Origin of the sequence: Plantibacter sp. RU18 (assembly GCF_050613355.1) — a bacterium.
GTDB lineage: Bacteria > Actinomycetota > Actinomycetes > Actinomycetales > Microbacteriaceae > Plantibacter.
In genome coordinates this window covers 610,666-630,010 of the sequence record NZ_CP159618.1, presented here as the reverse complement: position 1 = coordinate 630,010, position 19,345 = coordinate 610,666, and the positions used below count along the sequence as shown (strand labels likewise).

Sequence of the window (19,345 nt, the reverse complement as noted above, 5' to 3'; positions counted from 1 at the left end):
CCTGACCATCAACGACGAAGGATCACTCATGGCCATGTTCAAGGACGACTCCGTCCGCCTCCCCGAGTTCGAGCGGTTCGTCCACGAGACGCCGAGCTGGTTCTCCGACGCGAAGCTCGGAATCTTCGTCCACTGGGGTGCCTACTCCGTTGCGGCGTGGGCGGAACCGATCGGGGAGCTCGGCGCAGACGACCACGCCCACGACTTCGCGCGGAACCCCTACGCCGAGTGGTACTTCAACACCATCCGCATCGAGGGCAGCCCGGCGCAGCAGCACCACCAGGAGACCTTCGGCGATGTGGACTACGACCACCTGCTCGACCTGTGGCGCGCGGAGAACTTCGACGCCGACGAGGTCCTCGCCCTCGTGAAGCACACGGGAGCGCGCTACTTCGTGCCCACGACCAAGCACCATGACGGGATCACCCTCTGGGACGCCCCGGAGACCGACGGCCGCAACACCGTCGCGCGCGGACCGAAGCGCGACCTCATCGGCGAGTTCGCAGAGGCCACCGAGCGGGCCGGCCTGAAGTTCGGCGTGTACTACTCCGGTGGGCTCGACTGGCACCACTCCCCCTCGGCACCCGTCGTCGAGACAGACGGCCCCGACGGCTGGACGAACCGCGCGAACGACGAACCGTACGCCGAGTACGCGCACAAGCACGTCGCCGACCTCATCGAGCGGTACCGTCCCGAGGTGCTGTGGAACGACATCGAATGGCCCGACCCCGGCAAGGACGGGGGCGAGCACGGCCTCGTGTCACTCTTCGACCGGTTCTACACGGTGGCGCCCGACGGGCTCATCAACGACCGTTGGGGCGACACCCACTGGGACTACCGCACGACCGAATACCAGATGGGCGAGGACATCAACGACGAGCCGTGGGAGAACTGCCGTGGGATCGGTTACTCCTTCGGCCACAACACGCTCGAGGACGAGACGCACCTGTTGAGCGGCGAGGCGGCGATCCGCTACTTCGCGGACATCGTCGCTCGCGGCGGCAACCTGTTGTTGAACATCGGACTGCAGGCCGACGGCACCGTGCCGGTCGACCAGCGCGCGACCCTCGAGACCCTCGGTGATTGGAATGCTGTGAACGGTGCTGCGATCTTCGGTTCACGACAGCTGGACGCCTCCATCGCGAGCGGTTCGGAGTCGCCGTGGACGCGGTGGACGCGCACTGGCGACACGGCCAACGCGATCATCGACGCCGACGGTCCGGTGACGCTCTCCGTCTCGATCGACGCCGTCGCGACCGACTCGGCACGGCTCCTCGACGGGACGCCCGTCACGGCGACCGTGGGTGACGGCGGCGTCACGGTCGAGCTGCCGAAGCGCAGCGCACCCGGCCCGCAGGTGGTCGTCTTCGACCTCGTGTAGCTGCGTCCCTGCCGCTGCTGCCAGCGCGGTGCGCTGGACCGGCCGCGCCCCATTGGCGCGAGCGCTACCGTCCGGAGGCCTGTGATGTCTCAGGACTTCGTGGACACTTCTGTCTCAGGACTTCGTGGACACTTCTCTGTCTCAGGACTTCGTGGACACAACGCTGTTCTTGGTCGTTCGTGTTCGGCCGTGGGCGGGGCGGCCTTCGTTGCGTGATGGCATGGGTTGGGTGCGGATCATGGTGCCGTGGTGGTCGTAGAACGTGATCTGCTGAGCGTCCCAGATCGCGTGGACGGTGTGACCGATGAATGCTGTCCCGGGGCGGAACGTGCGACCGAGGAGGTAGGTTCTGCCGCCTGACGTGACAACACATTCAGCTTCGCCGGGTGGTAGGGCTGTGAGGGCGTTGCGGGCGGCGTGGATCTCGATCGCGGTGGGTTGCGGGGTCGGTGACGGGGCAGCCGGGGTGCGATCCCAGGCCTCTTTCGGGGTTTGCCGGTCGGTGAGCGATTGGTGTTCGCGGAGCGTGTTGTAGGACACGTCGAAGACGTTCACGAGGGTTTGCAGTTCCTCGATCGTCGCGGCTGGCGGTTTGGCGTTGAGGAAGCGGTGCAGTGTGCGGTGGAAGCGTTCGTTCTTGCCTTGCGTGGTGGGTTTGTAGGGCTTCCCCGTGATCGTCTCGACGCCGAGCGAGGCGAGGTAATCGATGAGCTGGTTGGAATGCCCCCGACGCGTGGGATTGAACGCGACACCATTGTCTGACAGGAACTTCTGTGGTGCTCCGTGATGGTTGATCGCCTGGGTCACGACACGCAATGCAGCCTCTCCGGTCTCTGCCCGGGCGACCAACGACGCGAGCGCGAGACGGGAATGATCGTCGATGATCTGGAAGATCGTGCAGAGCGAACCGTCAGTAAGCGTCCACTCGGTTGCATCGATTTGCCACAAACAGTTCGGGGCTGGATAGACGAACCGACGAAACGCGCTCCGGGGCCGCTTCCGAGGCTCCGCCTCGACCACGCCCGCACGAACGAAGATCCGCGCCAAGGTGGCCCGTGAGGGCAACTCCTGGAAGCCCATCCGCCGCAACCTCGCGATCACACTCAACGGGCCGAAATCCCACCCCTCTGCACGCAATCGCGCCCGAACACTGATGGCGAGATCGACGATCTCGTCGCTCGTCCGAGCCGGACTCGACCGAGGCCTCGTGGATGTCGGAGCGACGACCTCGAACACACCATCTGCCGCAGCCCGGGCGCGGATCTTGTAGAACCAAGACCGCGAAACACCATGCTCCTCGCAGAACGCCGAGACCGCACCCCGGCCCGCATCATCAGGCCACGATGCCACGAGCAAACGAACCTTCGGAGATGGACGCTTCGGTATCGACATGCTCCACCGAACCGCGGAAGTGTCCACGAACTCCTGAGACACACTGTCCACGAAGTCCTGAGACAGAAGTGTCCACGATGTCCTGAGACTTCACAGGCCTCCGGAGGTGCGCGCTTGCGCCAGTGACCCGCGGCGGTGGTCAGCGCACCGCGCTGACCACCGCCGCACCGCGCTCGACCTGATCGGACAGCTCGGCTCAGAGAGCGAGTTCGGCCTCGAGCGCGTCGATCTCAGCGGTCATCGACGCGTGCAGTGCGACGCGCTCGGCGTCGGGCAGCCAGCTCGCATCGACACCCGCGAGCGCAGAACGACGGAGACCCGCGCGATCCCACCCGAGCTGTTCGAGGGCGATCGTGTACTCGTTCGCGAGGTCGGTCGGGAACATCCCTGGGTCGTCCGAGGCGAGGATGACGTTGAGTCCGGCGTCGGCCATCGCGGCGATCGAATCGCGACGCCACGGGCGCCACGAGCGACGTGAGGTCGTGAAGATGGTCGTGAACGCGACCTGCTCCTCACGGCAGCGCTCGATGACGGCGTCGTCCTCCATCACGAAGTAGCCGTGGTCGATGCGATCGCAACCGAGGACGTCGAGGCAGGTGATGGTGTTCACCGCGACGGGCGCGTGCTCCGAGGAGTGCGCTGTGCGCTTCAGCCCGTTGGCGCCGGCCAGTTGGTACGCCTCGGCGAACCGCTCGGGCGGTCCGGCCGTCTCGAGGTTGTCGAGGCCGATCCCGACCACGTACTCGTTCGGGTTGTCGAGGATCTGACGCACGCGACCGACCGCGTAGTCGCCGTCCTTGCTGCGGTCGATGCCGACGGCGAGCCGACCGGTCATCCCGAAGTCGCGCTCCGCGAGCTTGATGCCCTCCACATACGCGTCGACCGCGCCCGCGTATCCGAGCGAGGTCAGCGCCGGCGGCACGTCGTCGATGAACAGCTCGAGGTGACGCGTGTTGCTCGTGCGGAACGCCGCCTCGAACGCCTCGTAGGTGATGCGGGTGAGGTCGTCTGCGCTCGTGAGCACCTGCATGACCCAGTCGGACGCCTGGAACAGCGAGTAGCGCGTGCCGGTGGTGTCGAGGCTGTGATCTTCGACGATCGGGATGCGTGCGTTCTCGTAGGGGGTGAAGTCGCGCATCACGGAGTTGATGTTCGGGAACACCGCCTCGGGGGCCTCCGGCAGGTCGAGCCCCTCGCGCCGCGCCAACTCCGCGAAGGTGTCGGGGCGGACGGTGCCGATGAGGTGGCAGTGCAGATCCGTCTTCGGGATGCGCGCCGCGTACTCATGGAGCGGGGTGATGAACGTGCTGGGGCTGGTGATGCTGGAGGTCACGCGTGGTCCTGACTGTGCTGCCGGGCGGGCGCGTGTCGCGCCCGCCCGGCGATGGAACGGATGGAACGGATGGAACGGATGCAGCTGATCGAGCCGGCGCCCGACTACTTGCTGGTGACCTCGCGGGCGAAGCGTTCCACCCATGCGTCGGAGTTCTTGACGATGGTGGCGAAGTCGAGCGTCTCGAACCCTGCCGCGATCGGGTCGAGTGCGATGTCGCCGACGACGGCGGTAAGGCTGTCCGGGATGGTCGCCGAGGGGTTCACGGGCAGGTCGCCGACGATCTGGGCGGACGCCGTCTGCGCCTCGGTGGACAGCAGGTAGTCGATGAACTGGTGTGCGCCGTCCGCGTTCGGGGCGCCGACGGGGATCATCGCGCGGTTCGTCGCCATGAAACGACCGGTGTCGGTCGCGGTCCACGCCACGGGCTCACCAGAGGCGATGAGTGACGTCGCGAAACCGTTGAGCGTCGGCGACGCGACGATCTCGCCCTGGGTGAGCAGGTTGGTGATCTCGGTGGACGAGGACACGAGCTGGAGGATGTTCGGAGCCCACCCGCCGATCGTCTTGAGCGAGCTGTCGATGTCGTACGGGCCGGAGCCGTAGGTCGCGCCGACGGCGGTGACGGAGAGCTGTCCACCCGTGGTCGAGATGTCGGGGAAGGCGAGACGGCCGGCGTAGGTCTTGTCGCCGTAGAGGTCCCAGCTCGCGGCCTGCTCGGCAGTCAGCTCGTCAGTGTCGTACATGACGCCGTTCAGCTGGTAGCTGTAGGACGGGCCGGAGAACTCGTCGGAGACGGCGAAGTCGGCGATCTGCTCGAGGTTCGGGATCTTCGAGGCGTCGACCTGCTGGAACAGCTCCTTCTCCTCGCCCATCGCGGCGTAGAAGTCGGAGATGAGCATCACGTCGATGCCCGAGCCGTCCCCGGCGAGCTCGAGGCTCGAGAGTCGGTCGGCGTTACTGCCGGTCTCGACCTCGACCGTGATGCCGGTCTTCTTCTCGAACGGGTCGATGACCGCTTCCTGGAACTGCTCGACACCGAACGGGAACCCGCTGACGACGAGGGTGTCGCTGTCGGCGTCGCTGCCCGAACCACCGGCGGAGCAGGAGGCGAGGGCGAGGACGGCGCCGGTCGCGGTGACGATCGCGAGGGTGCGGCGGAGGCCGAGGCGGCCGGGACGTGCTGCTGACATGGAGATGCCTTTCGGAACGGCGGTGCAGGGGCTGGATGCGTGGGCGGGTGATGCGGTGAGCTGCTGCTGGGGTCGAACGGGCCGAGCTGCGCGCGGCCGCTCAGGCCTCGGTGAGCGGGATGACGTCGCCGGCGTGCGCTGAGACTTCGACGCGGTCGCCCGGGCCGAGCGGCGGGAGGTGGGCGCTCTGTGAGCCGCGGTGCAGGGCGACGGTCAGGGTCACGTCTGCTGCGGCCGAGACGGTGACGACCTCGTCGGTGCCGCGGTAGGCGACACTCGTGACGGTGCCCGGCACGAGCAGCCCGTCGGCGCCGACGCTCGAGTCGATCGCCCCGGCGCCGTCGAGTGCTCGCACCTGCAGATGTTCGGGACGCACGGTGATGAGGCCACCGTCCGGGCCGCTGAGGAAGTTCTCGTAGCCGAGGAAGTCGGCGACGAAGCGGTTCGCGGGCCTCGTGAAGACCTCGCTCGGCGACCCGGTCTGCATGATGCGACCTGCGCGCATGACGACCATGGCGTCGGACATCTCGAGGGCCTCGTCCTGGTCGTGTGTCACGAGGACGACCGTGAGGCCGGTCTCCGCCTGGATACGGCGGATCTCCGCGCGCATCTGGATGCGCAGGCGGGCGTCGAGGTTCGACAGCGGTTCGTCGAGCAGCAGGAGCTTCGGGCGGATGGCGATCGCGCGGGCGAGGGCGACGCGCTGCTGCTGGCCTCCGGACAGCGCCTTCGGCTTGCGGTCTGCGAGGTGGCCGAGGCCGACGAGTTCGAGGCACTCGGCGACGCGAGCGGCCCGGTCCTGTGCCGGAAGCTTGCGGATGCGCAGGCCGTAGGCGACGTTCTCGGCGATGGTCAGGTGCGGGAACAGGGCGTAGGACTGGAATACCATGCCGAGGTCGCGCTTCTCCGGGGGCAGTCTCGTCGCGTCGACGCCGTCGATGAGGATCGAGCCTGCGGTGGGCTTGAGGTACCCCGCGAGCATGCGGAGGCTCGTCGTCTTCCCGCAGCCACTCGGGCCGAGCAGCGTCGTGAGCGCGCCGCGCTGGATCTGGAGGTCGATGTCGTCGACGGCGACCGAGCTGCCGTAGACCTGGCTGATACCGCGGAACTCCGCCGCGGCGAGCGTGCTGACCGTACTCACTGGAAGGTGCCTCTCACTGGTTGATGCCTCCGAAGATCCTGGCGAAGCCGACGGTGCGCTCCGCGATGATGGCGATGACGACGGTGCCGGCCATGATGAGCGTCGACATGGCGGCGATCATCGGGTCGTACGACTGCTGCACGTAGTCGAGCATCGTGACGGGGAAGGTCCGGAACTCGCGGCTCTGGAGCAGCAGCGACAGCGGAACGTTGTTGAACGAGGTGATGAAGCTGAGGAGCGCGGCCGAGATGAGGCCAGGGCGCATGAGCGGCAGGGTCACCGTGCGGAAGGTGTGCCACGGGCCGGCGCCGAGGCCGCGCGCGGCGTCCTCGATGCTCGTGTCGCTCAGTGCGAGGGTCGCCCCCGTCACGCGCACCGTGTACGGCAGCAGGATGACGATGTGGCCGATGAGCAGGGCGACGAAGGAGTCGAGCCGCAACGTGATCATCACCTGCTGGTAGAGCGCGAGGCCGATGACCAGTTCCGGGACGATGAGCGGTGAGACGAAGAAGGACTGGATGATCGGGGCGCTGCGCATCCGGCCGCGCGCAATGCCGAGCGCCACTGGGACGCCGAAGCCGAGCGCCAGGATCGTGCTCACGATCGCGAGCAGCACCGAGCTGCCGAGCGCGTCGATGAACGGCGTGTAGGACAGCGCCTTCTCGAACCACTGCAGCGAGAAGCCCTGCGGCGGGAAGGACAGCGTCTTGCCCGCCGTGAAGGAGCTGACGACGACGAAGAGGATCGGCACGATCATGACGGCGTAGCCGACGACCGCGAGACCCAGCAGGACGGGGCGCGACCTCATTCGACGGCGCCCTTCCGGGCGACGAGACTCGAGAGTCCCGAGACGATGAACACGAGGACGGTCATGATGAGTGCCGTGGCCGAGGCCGCGGCCCAGTTGACGGTGACGCTCGCATAGGTGAAGAGCTGTGTGGCGAGCACACGCTGGCCGGTCCCTCCGAGGAGGTATGGGGTCGTGTACGCGGTGGTCGCCCCGGCGAAGACGAGCGTCGCTGCGACGACGATGCCGGGGAGGGAGAGCGGGATGACGACGGTCCAGAGCGTGCGGGTGCGGCTCGCGCCGAGTCCGCGCGCCGCATCGTCGAGGTTCTGATCGACCTGGGCGATGGCCGAGTAGCAGGTGATGATCGCGAGCGGGAGGAACAGCTGCGTCATGCCGAGCACGACGGCGAGCGGTGTGTAGAGGAGCTGCGGGCCGCGGTCGGCGAACCCGAGCGCGACGATCAGCTGCCCGATCGCGCCGTTGCTGCCGAGGATCACGAGCCAGCCGAAGGTGCGCACCACGGTGGAGAGCAGCAGCGGGAAGATCGCGAGTGCCAGCCACAGCCCGGTGAAGCGCGAGCGACTGCGGGCGAGGAGGAACGCGATCGGGAAGCCGAGGACGATGCACGCGAGGGTGACGATGACACTGTAGAGGAGCGTCCGCCCGATGATCGAGAGGTCGTACGGATCGGTGAGCATCGCGCCGAGCCGTTCGAACACCTCGACGGGCGAGGTGCCGGGCGGGCTGAACAGCATCAGGAGCGACGGCACGAGGAAGCCCAGGCCGAGCACGATGGCGCCCGGCACGAGCAGGAGCTGCGGTCTACGGATCATCTGGGCGGCCTTCGGTCCCGATTCTGCTGACGCGGGCGCGATGCGTCCGACGACGGTGGGCTGTGGGGGCGGATCCGGCACTGCTCGTGACGGTGTGGATCCGGTTGAATGTAACCGGTTGCGGAACCGGTTGCAGCTAGTCTAGGGGTCACGTGTTTCGAACGCGTTACCGGTGCCGCATCCGACGGCCCACAGCCTTGGGGAGAGCGATGGACCGCACGGGGAACGGCATGTCGACGCTCAGCGATGTCGCGGACCTCGCCGGCGTCTCGAAGGCCACCGCCTCTCGTGCGCTGTCGCGGCCTGAGCTCGTCGCAGTCGATACCCGCGAGCGTGTCGTACAGGCCGCGGCGACCCTCGACTTCGCGCCCAGCCGAGTCGCCCAGGCACTCGCGAACGGCAAGACCGGGCTCATCGCGATCGTCGTCCCGAACCTCACGAACTCCTTCTTCGCGCCCATCATCGAGGGTGCGCAGGAGGCAGCCGAGCAGGCCGGCTACCAGCTCACCATCGCGGTGCGCACACTCGACGCCGACGCCGACGCTGCCGCGATCGAACGCCTGTCGCACCAGGTCGACGGTTTCCTCATGACCGCGCCGCACGCCGAGGAGCCCGTGCTGCGCTCGGTGAGCGCGCTCGCCCCGACGGTCCTCGTGGAGCGCGAGATCGACGGCATCCCGTCGGTGATCGCCGATGCAGCGACCACGTTCGGCCGACTCGCTACGGAACTCGTCGACGCCGGGCACCGCAACATCGCCTACGTGGGCGGACCGGACGGCTCCTGGCCCGATCGGCGCCGCACCGAGGCGATCCGCGCGGCGATCGGCGACCGTGCCACCCTCACAGTGGTCGGCCCCTATCCCCCCGTCGCCGAGTCCGGTTTCACAGCGGCGCCTGAGGTCATCGCCTGCGGTGCGACGGCGACGATCGTCTACGCCTCGGCCGTCTCACTCGGCCTCATGCTGGCACTCGAGGCCCGCGGCGTTCGGACTCCGCAGGACATGGTCGTCTCCGGAGACGCGCGGATGGCGAAGAGCATCGGGACGCCCGGCATCCCGTCGATCGACGTCGACGGCGCAGAACTCGGTCGTACCGCGATGACCCTCCTGCTCGGAGCGCTCGCCGCCCGTGGCCGACGCGACGCCTCCGCAGCATCGCACGCGCCACTGGTGCAGACGCGCATCGCGGTCCCGCTGCACTGGTCCTGACGCGCTCGCGCGGCATCGGGCGCACCTGCCGACTCAGGCTTCGAGCGCGGCGCGTGGGACCCTGATCGTCAGGCCGTGGTGGTGCACGCTCAGCGACGCGGCCGTCACGGGGCCCTGCGTATCACCATCGAGCTGGATCTCCTGCGGCTCGGGGAACCGCACGCTCATCCGGGTCCCCTGCGCCCAACGGATCGCGCGAGACTTCGGCGTCACGCTCGCAAGCAACCGGCCGAACCGGGTGCGGTGCAGCATCCGGTTGAATGCGAGACGGTAGCCGATGTTCGTCCAGCCTGATCCGCGGCCCGGGCGGAAGACGACCGCGTCGAGTCGGCCGTCGTCGATGACCGCGTCCGGGAGCAGGAGCATCCCACCGGTGAGCGTGCCCGAATTGCCGACGATGACGGTGTGCGCCCGAGACGTCACCTCGGGACGATCGTCGAGTCGGTAGGAGAGGTCGAACTGCTTGTTCCCGACGACGCTGCGCGCGATCGGGTCTGAGTACGCGAGCCATCCGATGCGCCGCTTCAGGCGTTCGTTCGTGTGCCCGGCCATGTGTGCGTCGAGTCCGATGCCCGCCATGACGAGGAACGCGTGATCGCTCGTCGTCCCGTCTTCGCGCTCCAGTACCGCAAGCCCCACGTCGACCGGACGGTCTGAGCCGTCGAAGGCACTCGTGACCGAGGCGGCGAGATCGTTCAGCGGCAGGTGCAGCTCGCGCGCGAAGAGGTTGCCGGTCCCGGTGGGAATCAGACCCAGCGAGATCCCGCTGCCGGCAAGCGCCTGCGCGACCGCCCGGAGGGTTCCGTCACCACCGGCCACGAGGATGAGGTCCGGTGCGGAGCGGGCGGCGTCCACCGCGGCTGCGAGCCCGTCGTCGGACCTGCTGGTCTCGAACCAGGCCGACGAAGCCCAGCCCGCGGCACGCTCTTCAGCCGCGACGGCCGAGCGCAGCGCCTGCACCGACACCTTCGCGGGGTTGAACACCACCGCGGCACGTTGCGCTGGTGCTGCCGCCACAGGATCCCCGTTCACTCCATCAAGGATAGGCGAGCCCCGCGACGTCGGCTCGCGCTTCCTCCGCGACCCGCGATACTGGTGCGATGACCACTGTGCAACCGCAGCAGCAGCCGTCCTTCCCGCCTCTCGTGGTGTCGACCGATCCGGTGGCGAGCAATCGCGCCACCCGGCGGGCGTACGGACTGGCCGTCGGATTGACGATCGGCTGCGTCGCCCTCGCGATCGTCCTCGCCGCGCTGGGCGGGTCCGTCTTCGGCATCGGACCCGGCATCCTCTCAGTGCTGCCGTTCGGCATCGCCTTCGCGTTCGCGCTGTCCCTCTCGCTCCGGTTGGCGACCATGCGTGGCGTGCAGTCGATCGCCCGCACGGCACTCCTGGTCGACGGCTTCGGCCTGCACACGTCGATCCCGCAGGGCGAGCTCGACCTCCCGTGGGCCGCCGTCGAAGCGGTGTCGATCAGGTCGCGCGGCCGCCACCGCGTCATCACGTTCCACCTGCCCGCCGGCCTCACCCCGACGAGCCCAGGTGTGCAGACGTCGCTCTCGCCCCAGGTCTTCGGCGTCCTCGTCAAGCGCGGCTTCCAGATCGGTTCCGCCGGCGTCTCGACCCCGCCGGAGACGATCCTCGACGCCACTCGCGCCTTCTCGGGCGGTCGACTCGTCGTCCGCTGACGCGCGGTCGTCCGCCCCTCTCGCGCTCGCTCGACCAGACAGCGCCGGTGACATGGACGACGCCGACCCGGAGACAGTGCGTCTCGGGCCGGCGTCGTCCGCGCTCGGGTCGGGCTAGCGCTCGTTGCGCTCCGTCGTCGTCTCGACCGTCGCTTCCGCATCGACCGGGGCACCGTCGGCGTCTGCCGCCCCGTTCGCAGACGTCAGCACCTTGCCGCGAGCGGCGGCCTCGAGGGTCTCCGCCTCCTCGCCGCCGAGGGCCTCACCACGGGCGACGAGCCCGGCGACGTCCGACAGTGGGATCTGCTTGAGGAAGAGCGACAGCAGGAACGCGGCGCCGATGAACGGCAGCAGGTACCAGAACACGGGAGCCAGCGCGTCGGCGTACGCGGCCACGACACCGTCGCGGATGCTGTCGGGCAGCTGGTTGAGCGTCTGCGGATCGATCGTCGCCGCAGCACTGGACGCGTCTCCGGCACTGGCGCCGGAGCTCGCGAACACCTCGGTGAGGTTCGACGTGAGTCGAGTGGTGAAGATGGTGCCGAACACGGCCACACCGAGCGACGCACCGACCTCGCGGAAGTAGTTGTTCGTGCTGGTCGCGGTTCCGACCATCGACGCGTCGACGGAGTTCTGGGCGACGAGGACGACGACCTGCATGATGAGGCCGAGCCCGACGCCGAAGACGAACAGGAACACGCAGATGAGCCAGATCGGGGTGTCGGCGGTGAGCGTCGTGAACGCCACCATCGCCGCGGCCGTGATGAGCGTTCCGAGCACCGGGAAGATGCGGTAGCGCCCCGTCTTCGTGATGAGGTTTCCGGAGAGGATCGACGCCCCGATGAGGCCGACCATCATCGGGATCATGAGCAGACCCGATGCCGCAGCCGAGGTGCCGGACGACATCTGCAGGAACGTCGGAACGAAGCCGATCGCCGAGAACATGCCGAGGCCGAGGGTCAGTCCGATCGCGGTCGCGTTGATGAACGTCGGGTTCTTGAAGAGCGACAGCGGGATGATCGGGTCCTTGGCGCGCGCCTCGGTGATCACGAACAGCAGTGCCGCGAGGAGCATGCCGATACCGAACATCCACGTCTCGATGGCAGCCCAGCCGTGTGAGGCGTCGCCGCCGAAGTCGGTGAAGAAGATGAGGCACGTGGTGAACGCCGACAGGAACACGACACCGAGGATGTCGATGGGCGCCGTGGCCTTCTTGTTCGGCAGCTTCAGCGTGAACCAGGCGACGGCGAAGGCCGCGATCCCGACGGGGATGTTGATGTAGAACGCCCACTGCCAGGTGAGGTGGTCGACGAAGAAGCCACCGAGGAGCGGGCCGCCGACGGCCGAGAGGCCGAAGACCGCACCGAGCGGGCCGAGGTACTTGCCACGCTCGGAGGCGGGGACGATGTCGGCGATGATCGCCTGCGAGAGGATCATGAGGCCACCACCACCGAGGCCCTGGACAGCGCGCCAGACGATGAGCTGGGTGAAGTCGCCGGCGATCGCACAGCCGATCGAGGCGATCGTGAACAGCGCGATCGCGACGAGGAAGAGTCGACGGCGCCCGAGGACGTCGCCGAACTTGCCGTAGACGGGCATGACGATCGTGGTGGCCAGCAGGTAGGCCGTGGTCAGCCAGACCTGGTGGTCGACACCGCCGAGTTGCCCGACGATGGTGGGCATCGCGGTGGAGACGATGGTCTGGTCGAGGCTCGAGAGCAGCATGCCGGCGATGAGCGCGGCGAAGATGATCCAGATGCGGCGCTTGGTGAGCAGCATCGGCCCCTCGGTGGGGGCGGCGGTGGCGGCGGTCACGGGAGGTCCTTTCGGTGAGTGGGGGAAGTCGTGGGGGAATCCATGGGGGATGGTGCAGGTGCATGGTCGATCGGCCCGAGGACCGTGCGGAACGCCGTGAGCGACTCGTTGATCGAGCCGACGATGTCGAAGTCCGAGCCGTGCTCCAGGTCGCCGCCGCGTGCGAGCAGGCGCCCCATCGTGGTCTTGATGGCCACGCCGAACAGCTCGGCGCAGGCCCTGGCACGCTGATCGTCGGCCGCGACCCCCTCGCGCTGAGCGATCAGTGCGACGAACTGCTGTTCGCGTTCGCGGGTGACGCCCATGAAGCGGACGAGGAGCTTGGGTTCGCGTTCGAGTGCCGCGTGGAAGTCGACGTGCTCGGCGAGGCCGAGACCGGACTGCTCGGCATGGGTGGCGACGATGTCGATGAGGTCGTCGAGCACCGCACGCCAGCCTCGAGAGCCGAGGGCGAGGAACTCGGCGACGACACGTTCGGCCTCTTCCGTCTCGTCGACGCCGAGGACAGCGTCCTCTTTACTCGGGAAGTAGTTGAAGAAGGTGCGGCGGGAGACGCCGACCTCGTCGCAGACCTCCTCGATGGTGAAACCGTTGAGCCCGTGCGCGGCCGTCATGCGGCGGGAGACCGTCGTGAGACGTGTTGCGGTCGCCGCCATCCGGTCGGACAGGCGAGTACTCGCAGTTGCACTTTGAGGCATGAAGTGCAGTATTGCACTCTCTGCATGATGGTGCAAATCCCTGACCGTCAGCGGTGTACTCGGGTCAGTAGAGTGAGCGAATGGACCCTCGTCAGGCACGCACGCGGCGTGCGCTGCGCGATGCCATCTACACCCTGGCGGCCGAGAAACCCATCGAGCAGGTGACCGTCGCGGAGGTGGCTCGAGCCGCATCGATCACGCGCGACACGTTCTACCGACATGCTGCGACGCCCGTCCATCTGCTGGCCGACTTCCTCGGCGAGGAGCTCGGCGGGTTCCTCGAGGCGCACGCCGACCTGCCGGACCAGAGCGGTTCGCCGCTCAGCGTGTTCGACGAGTCGGAGCGTCAGCTGCTTCGCCACGTGGCAGGGCATGCGACGATCTACCGCAATGCGATGAGCCCTCGTCTTGTCGGGCCACTGCGGGATGCCCTCATCAACCGCATCGAGGCGGCGCTCACCCACCACCTCTCTCGCCATCCGCACATCGCTCCAGCGCGCGAGGACGGCATCCCACCCGAGCGCCATGTGCGCATGCTCGTCGGCTACGCCGGCACCGGGACCGTCGGTGCGATCGAGGAGTGGCTGGCCACCGGAGACCTCGACGACATCGACGCGGCCGCCCGCACGATCATCGCCGCCTCCCCCGCCTGGTGGCTAGGCCGCCGCCCCTAGCCCTGGCTGGTGCTGCCAGCGCGGTGCGCTGGACCGAGCGCGCCCCATTGGCGCGAGCGCCACCCTCCGGAGCCCCGCGCTCGCGCCAATAGGGCGCGGCTGCGGTCATGAGGTTGCGTTCGGGCCAGCGCACCGCGCTGGGGTAACCGACGGGCGATGGAGTAGGTATATCTGCTCTGTGGATAACTCATTTCAGAAGCCCGGTGACATCTAGCGTCGAAGGCATGCCGATCACTCCCCACCGATGGATGAGACCAGCCACTTCGCTCACGCTGTCGCTGTTCGCCTTGACCGCCTGCACGAGCCCCCAGCCGACGCCGATCCCCAGCTCCACACCCGAGGTCATCTTCGCGAGCGAAGAGGAAGCGTTGGCGGCGGTGACGGCGACGTTCGAGACGTACCAGGCCCTCTCATACACGATCCTGGCGGAGGGCGGCTCGAACCCAGAGCGGCTTGCTGCGATCGCCACGCCGGACGTCACGGAGGTCGAGTACGCGGGCTACCGAATGGCCGCTGAAGGCGGTTACAGCTTCACCGGAACTCCTTCAATTGCCTCGATCACCCTTGTATTTTGGCTAGCGAACCCCGACCCGCTTTCAGTACTTGCCCGTGCGGAGATCTGCATCGACATCACGGATGTCCAAGTTACTGACAGCACTGGCGCTTCAGCGGTCAATGTCGAGCGACGGAACTTGTCACGATGGTCGGTGGACTTTTCAGAAGGCAACGACGAGGCACTGATAGTCAGCGCAAAGGACCTTCTGGACGGGGAATGCCGATGAACGGGATCACGCGCTCAATTGTCGCGGCGGGCATCGTCGCATTCGCCATGGTTTTCTCCACGGTGGGCGCATACCCAGCGTTCGCTGCGGACTGTTCAGGTTTCGAGCATTCGATCGGCGCCTGCGTCGGCAACGGCTCCGTTGACATTGGGGGCAGCATCGAGCGCCCCGGCTCCGGCGGTTCAGGGAGTGAGCCGGGCGGCGCAGGCTGGACGCCGCACCCAGATTGGCAGACGGGCGGCGATGGGACACCCGGTTCGAACATCGGTCCCGGGGGCGAGACGGTCGTGTGCAGCACCATGCGGCCCGACGAATGTTGGACCTTCCTCCCACCACCCGCTGAAGCGGCCGATGCTCTGGACGCTGCCGTGCAACCCGTCACAATTCGTGACATCGCGAGTTTCGCGCCCGACGCCCCAACCGTCACGACGGAACCAGGCGCGTGGGGCATCCTCAAACTCCACACCAACGTCGTCGCGAACGCAGCCCAGCACGTCCGCTCCGGAACACTCCTGGGCGGGCCAGCTGAGGTCAACTTCATTCCCATCGGTTTCACCATCGACTACGGCGATGGCCAGGCGACGACGACCGCAACCGGCGGCGACACCTGGGCAGCCCTCGGTCTGGCGGAGTTCTCGAAGACGGCAACGAGTCACCGGTACACGAAGCCCGGCACGAAGACGATCACCGCAGAGGTCACCTACGCCGCCGAGTACCGCGTCGGAGGCGGCGCCTGGCTTCCCGTCGTCGGGACGCTGAGCATCCCGACCGACACCCCGCACACGATCCAGATCGTCCGGAACTCGACGGTCGGCGTCGACAAGCCGTGCACCCCGGGTCGCACCGCCGTCGGCTGCTAGCCCGACCCGTTCGAGCGCGCCCCTGTGGCACGAGCGCCCCGCTCCAGAGAGCCGCGCTCGCGCCACAAGGCCGCGCTCAGACCGCAGCCCCGCGCCGGCAGAGCACGCCAAAGCGCCGCGCAACGGGCCCGTTCACCGTTTGACGAGATACTGCGCGATGATCACCCCGGTGGTCGTCGCAACGCTGCGCTCGAGCGTCAGGTCGCTGCGGTCACCGTCGGCGAAGAGCTTTGTTCCGGACCCGAGCACGATCGGGTGGATCTGCAGCACGTACCCGTCGATGAGTCCCGCTGCATGGAGCGAGCGCACCAGCTCACCACTACCGATGATCGACAGCACGCCGTCGGTCTCATCACGGAGCCGCTCCACGGTCTCGGTCGCCTCGCCGGCCAGCAGACTGGAGTTCGGGTACGCCAGGGCAGTCGCAGCGGAACGCGACACGACGAACTTCCGCGCGCCGAGGAGATGCTCGGTGAACGGATTCGGCTCGGACACGCCTGCCCAATGCCCGACGACGTCCTCATAGGTTCGGCGCCCGAACAGCATCGCCCCGCTCGCACTCATCCCCTCGCCCATGAACCGCATCGAGACGTCATCCTGATAGCCGTCGGCCCAGCCACCCTCGGTGAAGCCGTCGCGAGTGTCCTCGTCCAATCGGCCCAGTCCTTGCATGACCCCGTCGAGCGTGATGCTCTCCGTCGCGGTGATGCGTCCCATGCTGTTCCTCCTCGCACCGGCCGCACGCTGCGGCGTCGCGCGTCCAGTCTCCTGCGGAGTGCCTTCGACGTCCAGGGGCCCCTCCGCCAACGCACCCCGCACCCGACCGTCCTCATGCCAGCATTGTCGGATGCCCACTGAGACCGGACCGTTCAAGTTCGCTGCAGCGCGCGAGCAGGACGCACCCGCGATGGCCGCACTCGCGCTCGCCGCCTACGACGTGTACGTCGAACGCATGCCTCGGCCACCGGCACCCATGCTGCTCGACTACAGCCAGGTCGTCGCCGACGGCGACACCATCCTGGCCTGGCGCGACGCCGAGGTCGTCGGGATGATCACGGTCGTGGTGGAACCCGGTGGTGTGCTCATCCAGAACGTCGCCGTGGCACCACAGACGCAGGGCACCGGGCTCGGGTCACGATTGCTGGCTCACGCTGAGCAGATCGCACGCGACGCTGGCCGACCGCAACTCCGTCTGTATACGAACGAAGCAATGGTCGAGAACGTCGAGTTCTACCGGCGTCGCGGCTTCTCCGAGGTTCGGCGCGCTGAGGAACACGGCTATCGGCGGGTGTTCTTCGTGAAGGACCTCGCAACCAGCGCTCCGAACGACTGACGGCTGTTCGCGGGCCAGCGACCACGTGGTCGCGCGGGCTCAGCGCGCGCCCGTTCACCGGTCTCACCCGTCGTGATGCGTCCGGTGCGTCTCGGAATGCCCGAGGCTCAGATGAGTCCCTCGCGACCTCCGGACACCCAATTCGGGTCCGACGCGCGCGGGCCGCTGACGCGCACCGCGAAGGTGTCGATCGCAGCGCGGGTCTCGTCAGAGAGCTCGATGTCCAGAGCGGCGAAGTTCGCCTGCAGGTGCGCGACGCTCCGCGTTCCTGGGATGGAGACGACGTTCGCGCCGAGCTGGGACGCCCGGTCGTGGACCCAGGCGATCGCAAGCGCCTCTGCCGTGACGTCGAGACTGCGCGCGAGCGTCCGGAAGTCGTCTGCGAGGGCGAGGTTGGCCTGCAGATGCTCGGGCTGGAAGCGCGGGAAGTTGGCTCTGGTGCCGCCGAGGTCGACGTCGTCTGCGCCGAAGGAGTCGGTGAACAGCCCGCGGGAAAGTGGCGAGAACGCGACGACAGTGACCCCGAGTTCGGCAGCGGTCGGGACGACGTAGGTCTCGATGTCCCGGCTGACGATGCTCCACTCGGACTGGATGGCGGCGATCGGGTGCACGGCATGCGCGCGACGGAGCTCGTCTCCGGTCGCTTCCGACAGGCCGATGCGGCGGATCTTGCCGGCGGTGACGAGTTCGGCGAGCGCCCCGACGGTGTCCTCGATGGGGACGTTCGGGTCGACGCGGTGCTGGTAGTAGAGGTCGAGGTGGTCGGTGCCGAGGCGACCGAGTGACAGGTCGATCTGTTCGTGGATGTAGTCGCGGTCACCGCGGATGCCACGCTTGCCGATGCCGCCGCCGTTCACGATGCCGACCTTCGAGGCGAGGAACACCTCGTCACGACGTCCGGTGAGGTATCGGCCGAGGAGTTCCTCGCTCCGACCGTTGCCGTAGACGTTCGCCGTGTCGATGAGGTTCGCTCCGCCCGCCAGCGTCGCGTTGAGGACGGCGGTGACGTCCGCGTCGTCGATCGCTCCGTAGGTGCCTGCGATGGACATGGCGCCGTACCCGATGGCGCCGACCTCTGCTCTGTCGTCGGCGGTACCGATGGTCGTCGTGGGGAGGGCAGTCGGGGTGCGCACTTCACTCATGCCTTCACCGTATGCGGTGCGGGGCGTCCTGGACAGCTCGGTCGTCATCCGCCGCAACGATGGTGCCGGCGCGGCGCGCCGACCGACGAACGGTCAGGTGTCGCCCACCCTTGCGCGTCCCGCAAGCGCCTGCAGCAGTGCGGCAGGCTGCTCGGGGTCGTCGATCGTGATCGCGAACTGCTTGTCGGCCGCAGTGGTCACGACGAGGCCGGGGCCCGAACGCAGCACGACTGCCGACCGGCCCGGCATCACGCGATATCCCCAGCCACCCCAGTCCATTGGACGGACCTCGGTCGCCTCGACGACCGCCACCTGGTCGAGCGCGATGCGCTTCAGCGGGATCCCGAAGAGCGAGACGACGCGAAGGCCCCTCCAGTCGACACTCACCCGCAGACGGATGAACGAGGCACACACGAGGGCCGCGACCAACATGGTGATGAGCCCGAAGGCCGCAACCTCGAAACCCCCCTCGATCAGGAGCGGGACGTAGATCACCGCCGTCAGAGCGACAACGCCGAGCGTCACCCAGAGGAACATCTTGGCCGTGATGGTGCGGCTCCACGCGCCGATCTCTGTCTCGCCGAGCTCCATCGCCACCGGCGTCGCGCCCGGGAAGTGCATCGGCTGCGGCGGCAGGATCGCCGCGGGGATGATGCCCCAGAGCGAACTCACCGCCATCGGGATGACCCAGAGCCCAAGGACTGCCCCCTCGACGGACCCTGCCTGCACGGTGAGCCAAGTCGGGATGATCCAGACGCCTGCGGCCATGCCTGCGACCAAGCCGATGAACAGCATGATCATGCGCTTGGTGCGCATGTGCGGTTTCGGCAGGGCGAGGAGCACAATGGCACCGACCGCCGCGACGACGGAGACGGCGAACGTCGCGATGAACACGGGAATCGTCGGCAGACTGTCGTCAGGAACGCCGGTGCCCGACCAGTGCGACGCGACATCGGCCGGGAGATCGGACGCCCATGCGAGGTAGCTCACGCCGATCGCGAGCGGCGGGACGAGCATTGTGAGCGCTGCGATCACCTGCCGCAGGCGGCTCGGCTTCGGTGCGATGGTGTCGTGCATGTGCT

The 19,345-nt window shown here is 67.8% G+C and carries 19 protein-coding genes; 7 read left to right on the top strand and 12 right to left on the bottom strand.

The features are described from left to right. The first annotated feature begins 28 nt into the window (after positions 1-28). Positions 29-1,381: an alpha-L-fucosidase gene (locus ABMA10_RS02915; protein WP_431031161.1), complete on the top strand. Its 1,353-nt coding sequence runs from the start codon at positions 29-31 to the stop codon at positions 1,379-1,381. A 141-nt stretch (positions 1,382-1,522) separates the two neighbouring features. Here the strand turns inward: ABMA10_RS02915 and ABMA10_RS02910 are convergent, their stop codons facing one another. From ABMA10_RS02910 to ABMA10_RS02885, 6 genes are all read right to left on the bottom strand, one after another. Further along, the gene (locus ABMA10_RS02910) at positions 1,523-2,773 is read right to left on the bottom strand and encodes a DDE-type integrase/transposase/recombinase (RefSeq protein WP_431030692.1); all 1,251 of its coding nucleotides are present in this window, start codon (positions 2,771-2,773) and stop codon (positions 1,523-1,525) included. A 196-nt stretch (positions 2,774-2,969) separates the two neighbouring features. Further along, positions 2,970-4,106 carry an adenosine deaminase family protein gene (locus ABMA10_RS02905; protein WP_347869628.1) on the bottom strand — a complete coding sequence of 379 codons (1,137 nt, stop codon included), beginning with the start codon at positions 4,104-4,106 and terminating at the stop codon, positions 2,970-2,972. A gap of 104 nt (positions 4,107-4,210) precedes the next feature. Then, a complete protein-coding gene (locus ABMA10_RS02900) occupies positions 4,211-5,299 on the bottom strand; it encodes an ABC transporter substrate-binding protein (RefSeq protein ID WP_347869629.1) in 1,089 nt (362 codons plus the stop codon). 100 nt (positions 5,300-5,399) lie between these two features. Further along, complete coding sequence (locus tag ABMA10_RS02895) at positions 5,400-6,440, bottom strand: ABC transporter ATP-binding protein (RefSeq protein ID WP_347869630.1); 1,041 nt, start codon at positions 6,438-6,440, stop codon at positions 5,400-5,402. A 13-nt stretch (positions 6,441-6,453) separates the two neighbouring features. Next, positions 6,454-7,248 carry an ABC transporter permease gene (locus tag ABMA10_RS02890; RefSeq protein WP_347869631.1) on the bottom strand — a complete coding sequence of 265 codons (795 nt, stop codon included), beginning with the start codon at positions 7,246-7,248 and terminating at the stop codon, positions 6,454-6,456. Further along, entirely contained in the window at positions 7,245-8,063 is an 819-nt protein-coding gene (locus ABMA10_RS02885) for an ABC transporter permease (RefSeq protein WP_347869632.1), read from the bottom strand. The genes ABMA10_RS02890 and ABMA10_RS02885 overlap by 4 nt, the downstream gene beginning before the upstream one ends. A 209-nt stretch (positions 8,064-8,272) precedes the next feature. Here ABMA10_RS02885 and ABMA10_RS02880 point away from each other — a divergent pair, with 209 nt between their 5' ends. After that, a complete protein-coding gene (locus tag ABMA10_RS02880; protein ID WP_347869633.1) occupies positions 8,273-9,271 on the top strand; it encodes a LacI family DNA-binding transcriptional regulator in 999 nt (332 codons plus the stop codon). Positions 9,272-9,304: 33 nt separating this feature from the next. On the opposite strand, the gene ABMA10_RS02875 is transcribed toward ABMA10_RS02880, so the two are convergent. After that, positions 9,305-10,303 (bottom strand): diacylglycerol/lipid kinase family protein, encoded by a 999-nt coding sequence (locus tag ABMA10_RS02875; RefSeq protein ID WP_431031160.1) that lies wholly within the window; start codon positions 10,301-10,303, stop codon positions 9,305-9,307. Positions 10,304-10,371: 68 nt separating this feature from the next. On the opposite strand from ABMA10_RS02875, the gene ABMA10_RS02870 reads away from it, so the two are divergent. Continuing rightward, positions 10,372-10,959, top strand: coding sequence for a hypothetical protein (locus ABMA10_RS02870; protein WP_347869635.1), 588 nt, complete (start codon positions 10,372-10,374; stop codon positions 10,957-10,959). A gap of 114 nt (positions 10,960-11,073) precedes the next feature. Here the strand turns inward: ABMA10_RS02870 and ABMA10_RS02865 are convergent, their stop codons facing one another. Then, the gene (locus tag ABMA10_RS02865) at positions 11,074-12,738 is read right to left on the bottom strand and encodes an MDR family MFS transporter (protein ID WP_347869715.1); all 1,665 of its coding nucleotides are present in this window, start codon (positions 12,736-12,738) and stop codon (positions 11,074-11,076) included. A 32-nt stretch (positions 12,739-12,770) separates the two neighbouring features. Continuing rightward, positions 12,771-13,472: a TetR/AcrR family transcriptional regulator gene (locus tag ABMA10_RS02860; protein ID WP_347869636.1), complete on the bottom strand. Its 702-nt coding sequence runs from the start codon at positions 13,470-13,472 to the stop codon at positions 12,771-12,773. An 80-nt stretch (positions 13,473-13,552) separates the two neighbouring features. On the opposite strand from ABMA10_RS02860, the gene ABMA10_RS02855 reads away from it, so the two are divergent. The 3 genes from ABMA10_RS02855 to ABMA10_RS02845 all read left to right on the top strand — a co-directional run bounded on the left by ABMA10_RS02855 (position 13,553) and on the right by ABMA10_RS02845 (position 15,788). Beyond that, positions 13,553-14,146: a TetR/AcrR family transcriptional regulator gene (locus tag ABMA10_RS02855; RefSeq protein ID WP_347869637.1), complete on the top strand. Its 594-nt coding sequence runs from the start codon at positions 13,553-13,555 to the stop codon at positions 14,144-14,146. A gap of 224 nt (positions 14,147-14,370) precedes the next feature. Further along, positions 14,371-14,928, top strand: coding sequence for a hypothetical protein (locus tag ABMA10_RS02850; protein WP_347869638.1), 558 nt, complete (start codon positions 14,371-14,373; stop codon positions 14,926-14,928). A gap of 368 nt (positions 14,929-15,296) precedes the next feature. After that, positions 15,297-15,788: a PKD domain-containing protein gene (locus tag ABMA10_RS02845; protein ID WP_431031159.1), complete on the top strand. Its 492-nt coding sequence runs from the start codon at positions 15,297-15,299 to the stop codon at positions 15,786-15,788. 132 nt (positions 15,789-15,920) lie between these two features. Here the strand turns inward: ABMA10_RS02845 and ABMA10_RS02840 are convergent, their stop codons facing one another. Continuing rightward, entirely contained in the window at positions 15,921-16,505 is a 585-nt protein-coding gene (locus tag ABMA10_RS02840; protein ID WP_347869640.1) for a dihydrofolate reductase family protein, read from the bottom strand. A 130-nt stretch (positions 16,506-16,635) separates the two neighbouring features. On the opposite strand from ABMA10_RS02840, the gene ABMA10_RS02835 reads away from it, so the two are divergent. Beyond that, positions 16,636-17,121 (top strand): GNAT family N-acetyltransferase, encoded by a 486-nt coding sequence (locus tag ABMA10_RS02835; protein ID WP_347869641.1) that lies wholly within the window; start codon positions 16,636-16,638, stop codon positions 17,119-17,121. A gap of 107 nt (positions 17,122-17,228) precedes the next feature. On the opposite strand, the gene ABMA10_RS02830 is transcribed toward ABMA10_RS02835, so the two are convergent. Beyond that, entirely contained in the window at positions 17,229-18,263 is a 1,035-nt protein-coding gene (locus ABMA10_RS02830; RefSeq protein WP_347869642.1) for an aldo/keto reductase, read from the bottom strand. 93 nt (positions 18,264-18,356) lie between these two features. Further along, positions 18,357-19,340: a hypothetical protein gene (locus ABMA10_RS02825; RefSeq protein ID WP_347869643.1), complete on the bottom strand. Its 984-nt coding sequence runs from the start codon at positions 19,338-19,340 to the stop codon at positions 18,357-18,359. Between the last annotated feature and the right edge of the window lie 5 nt (positions 19,341-19,345).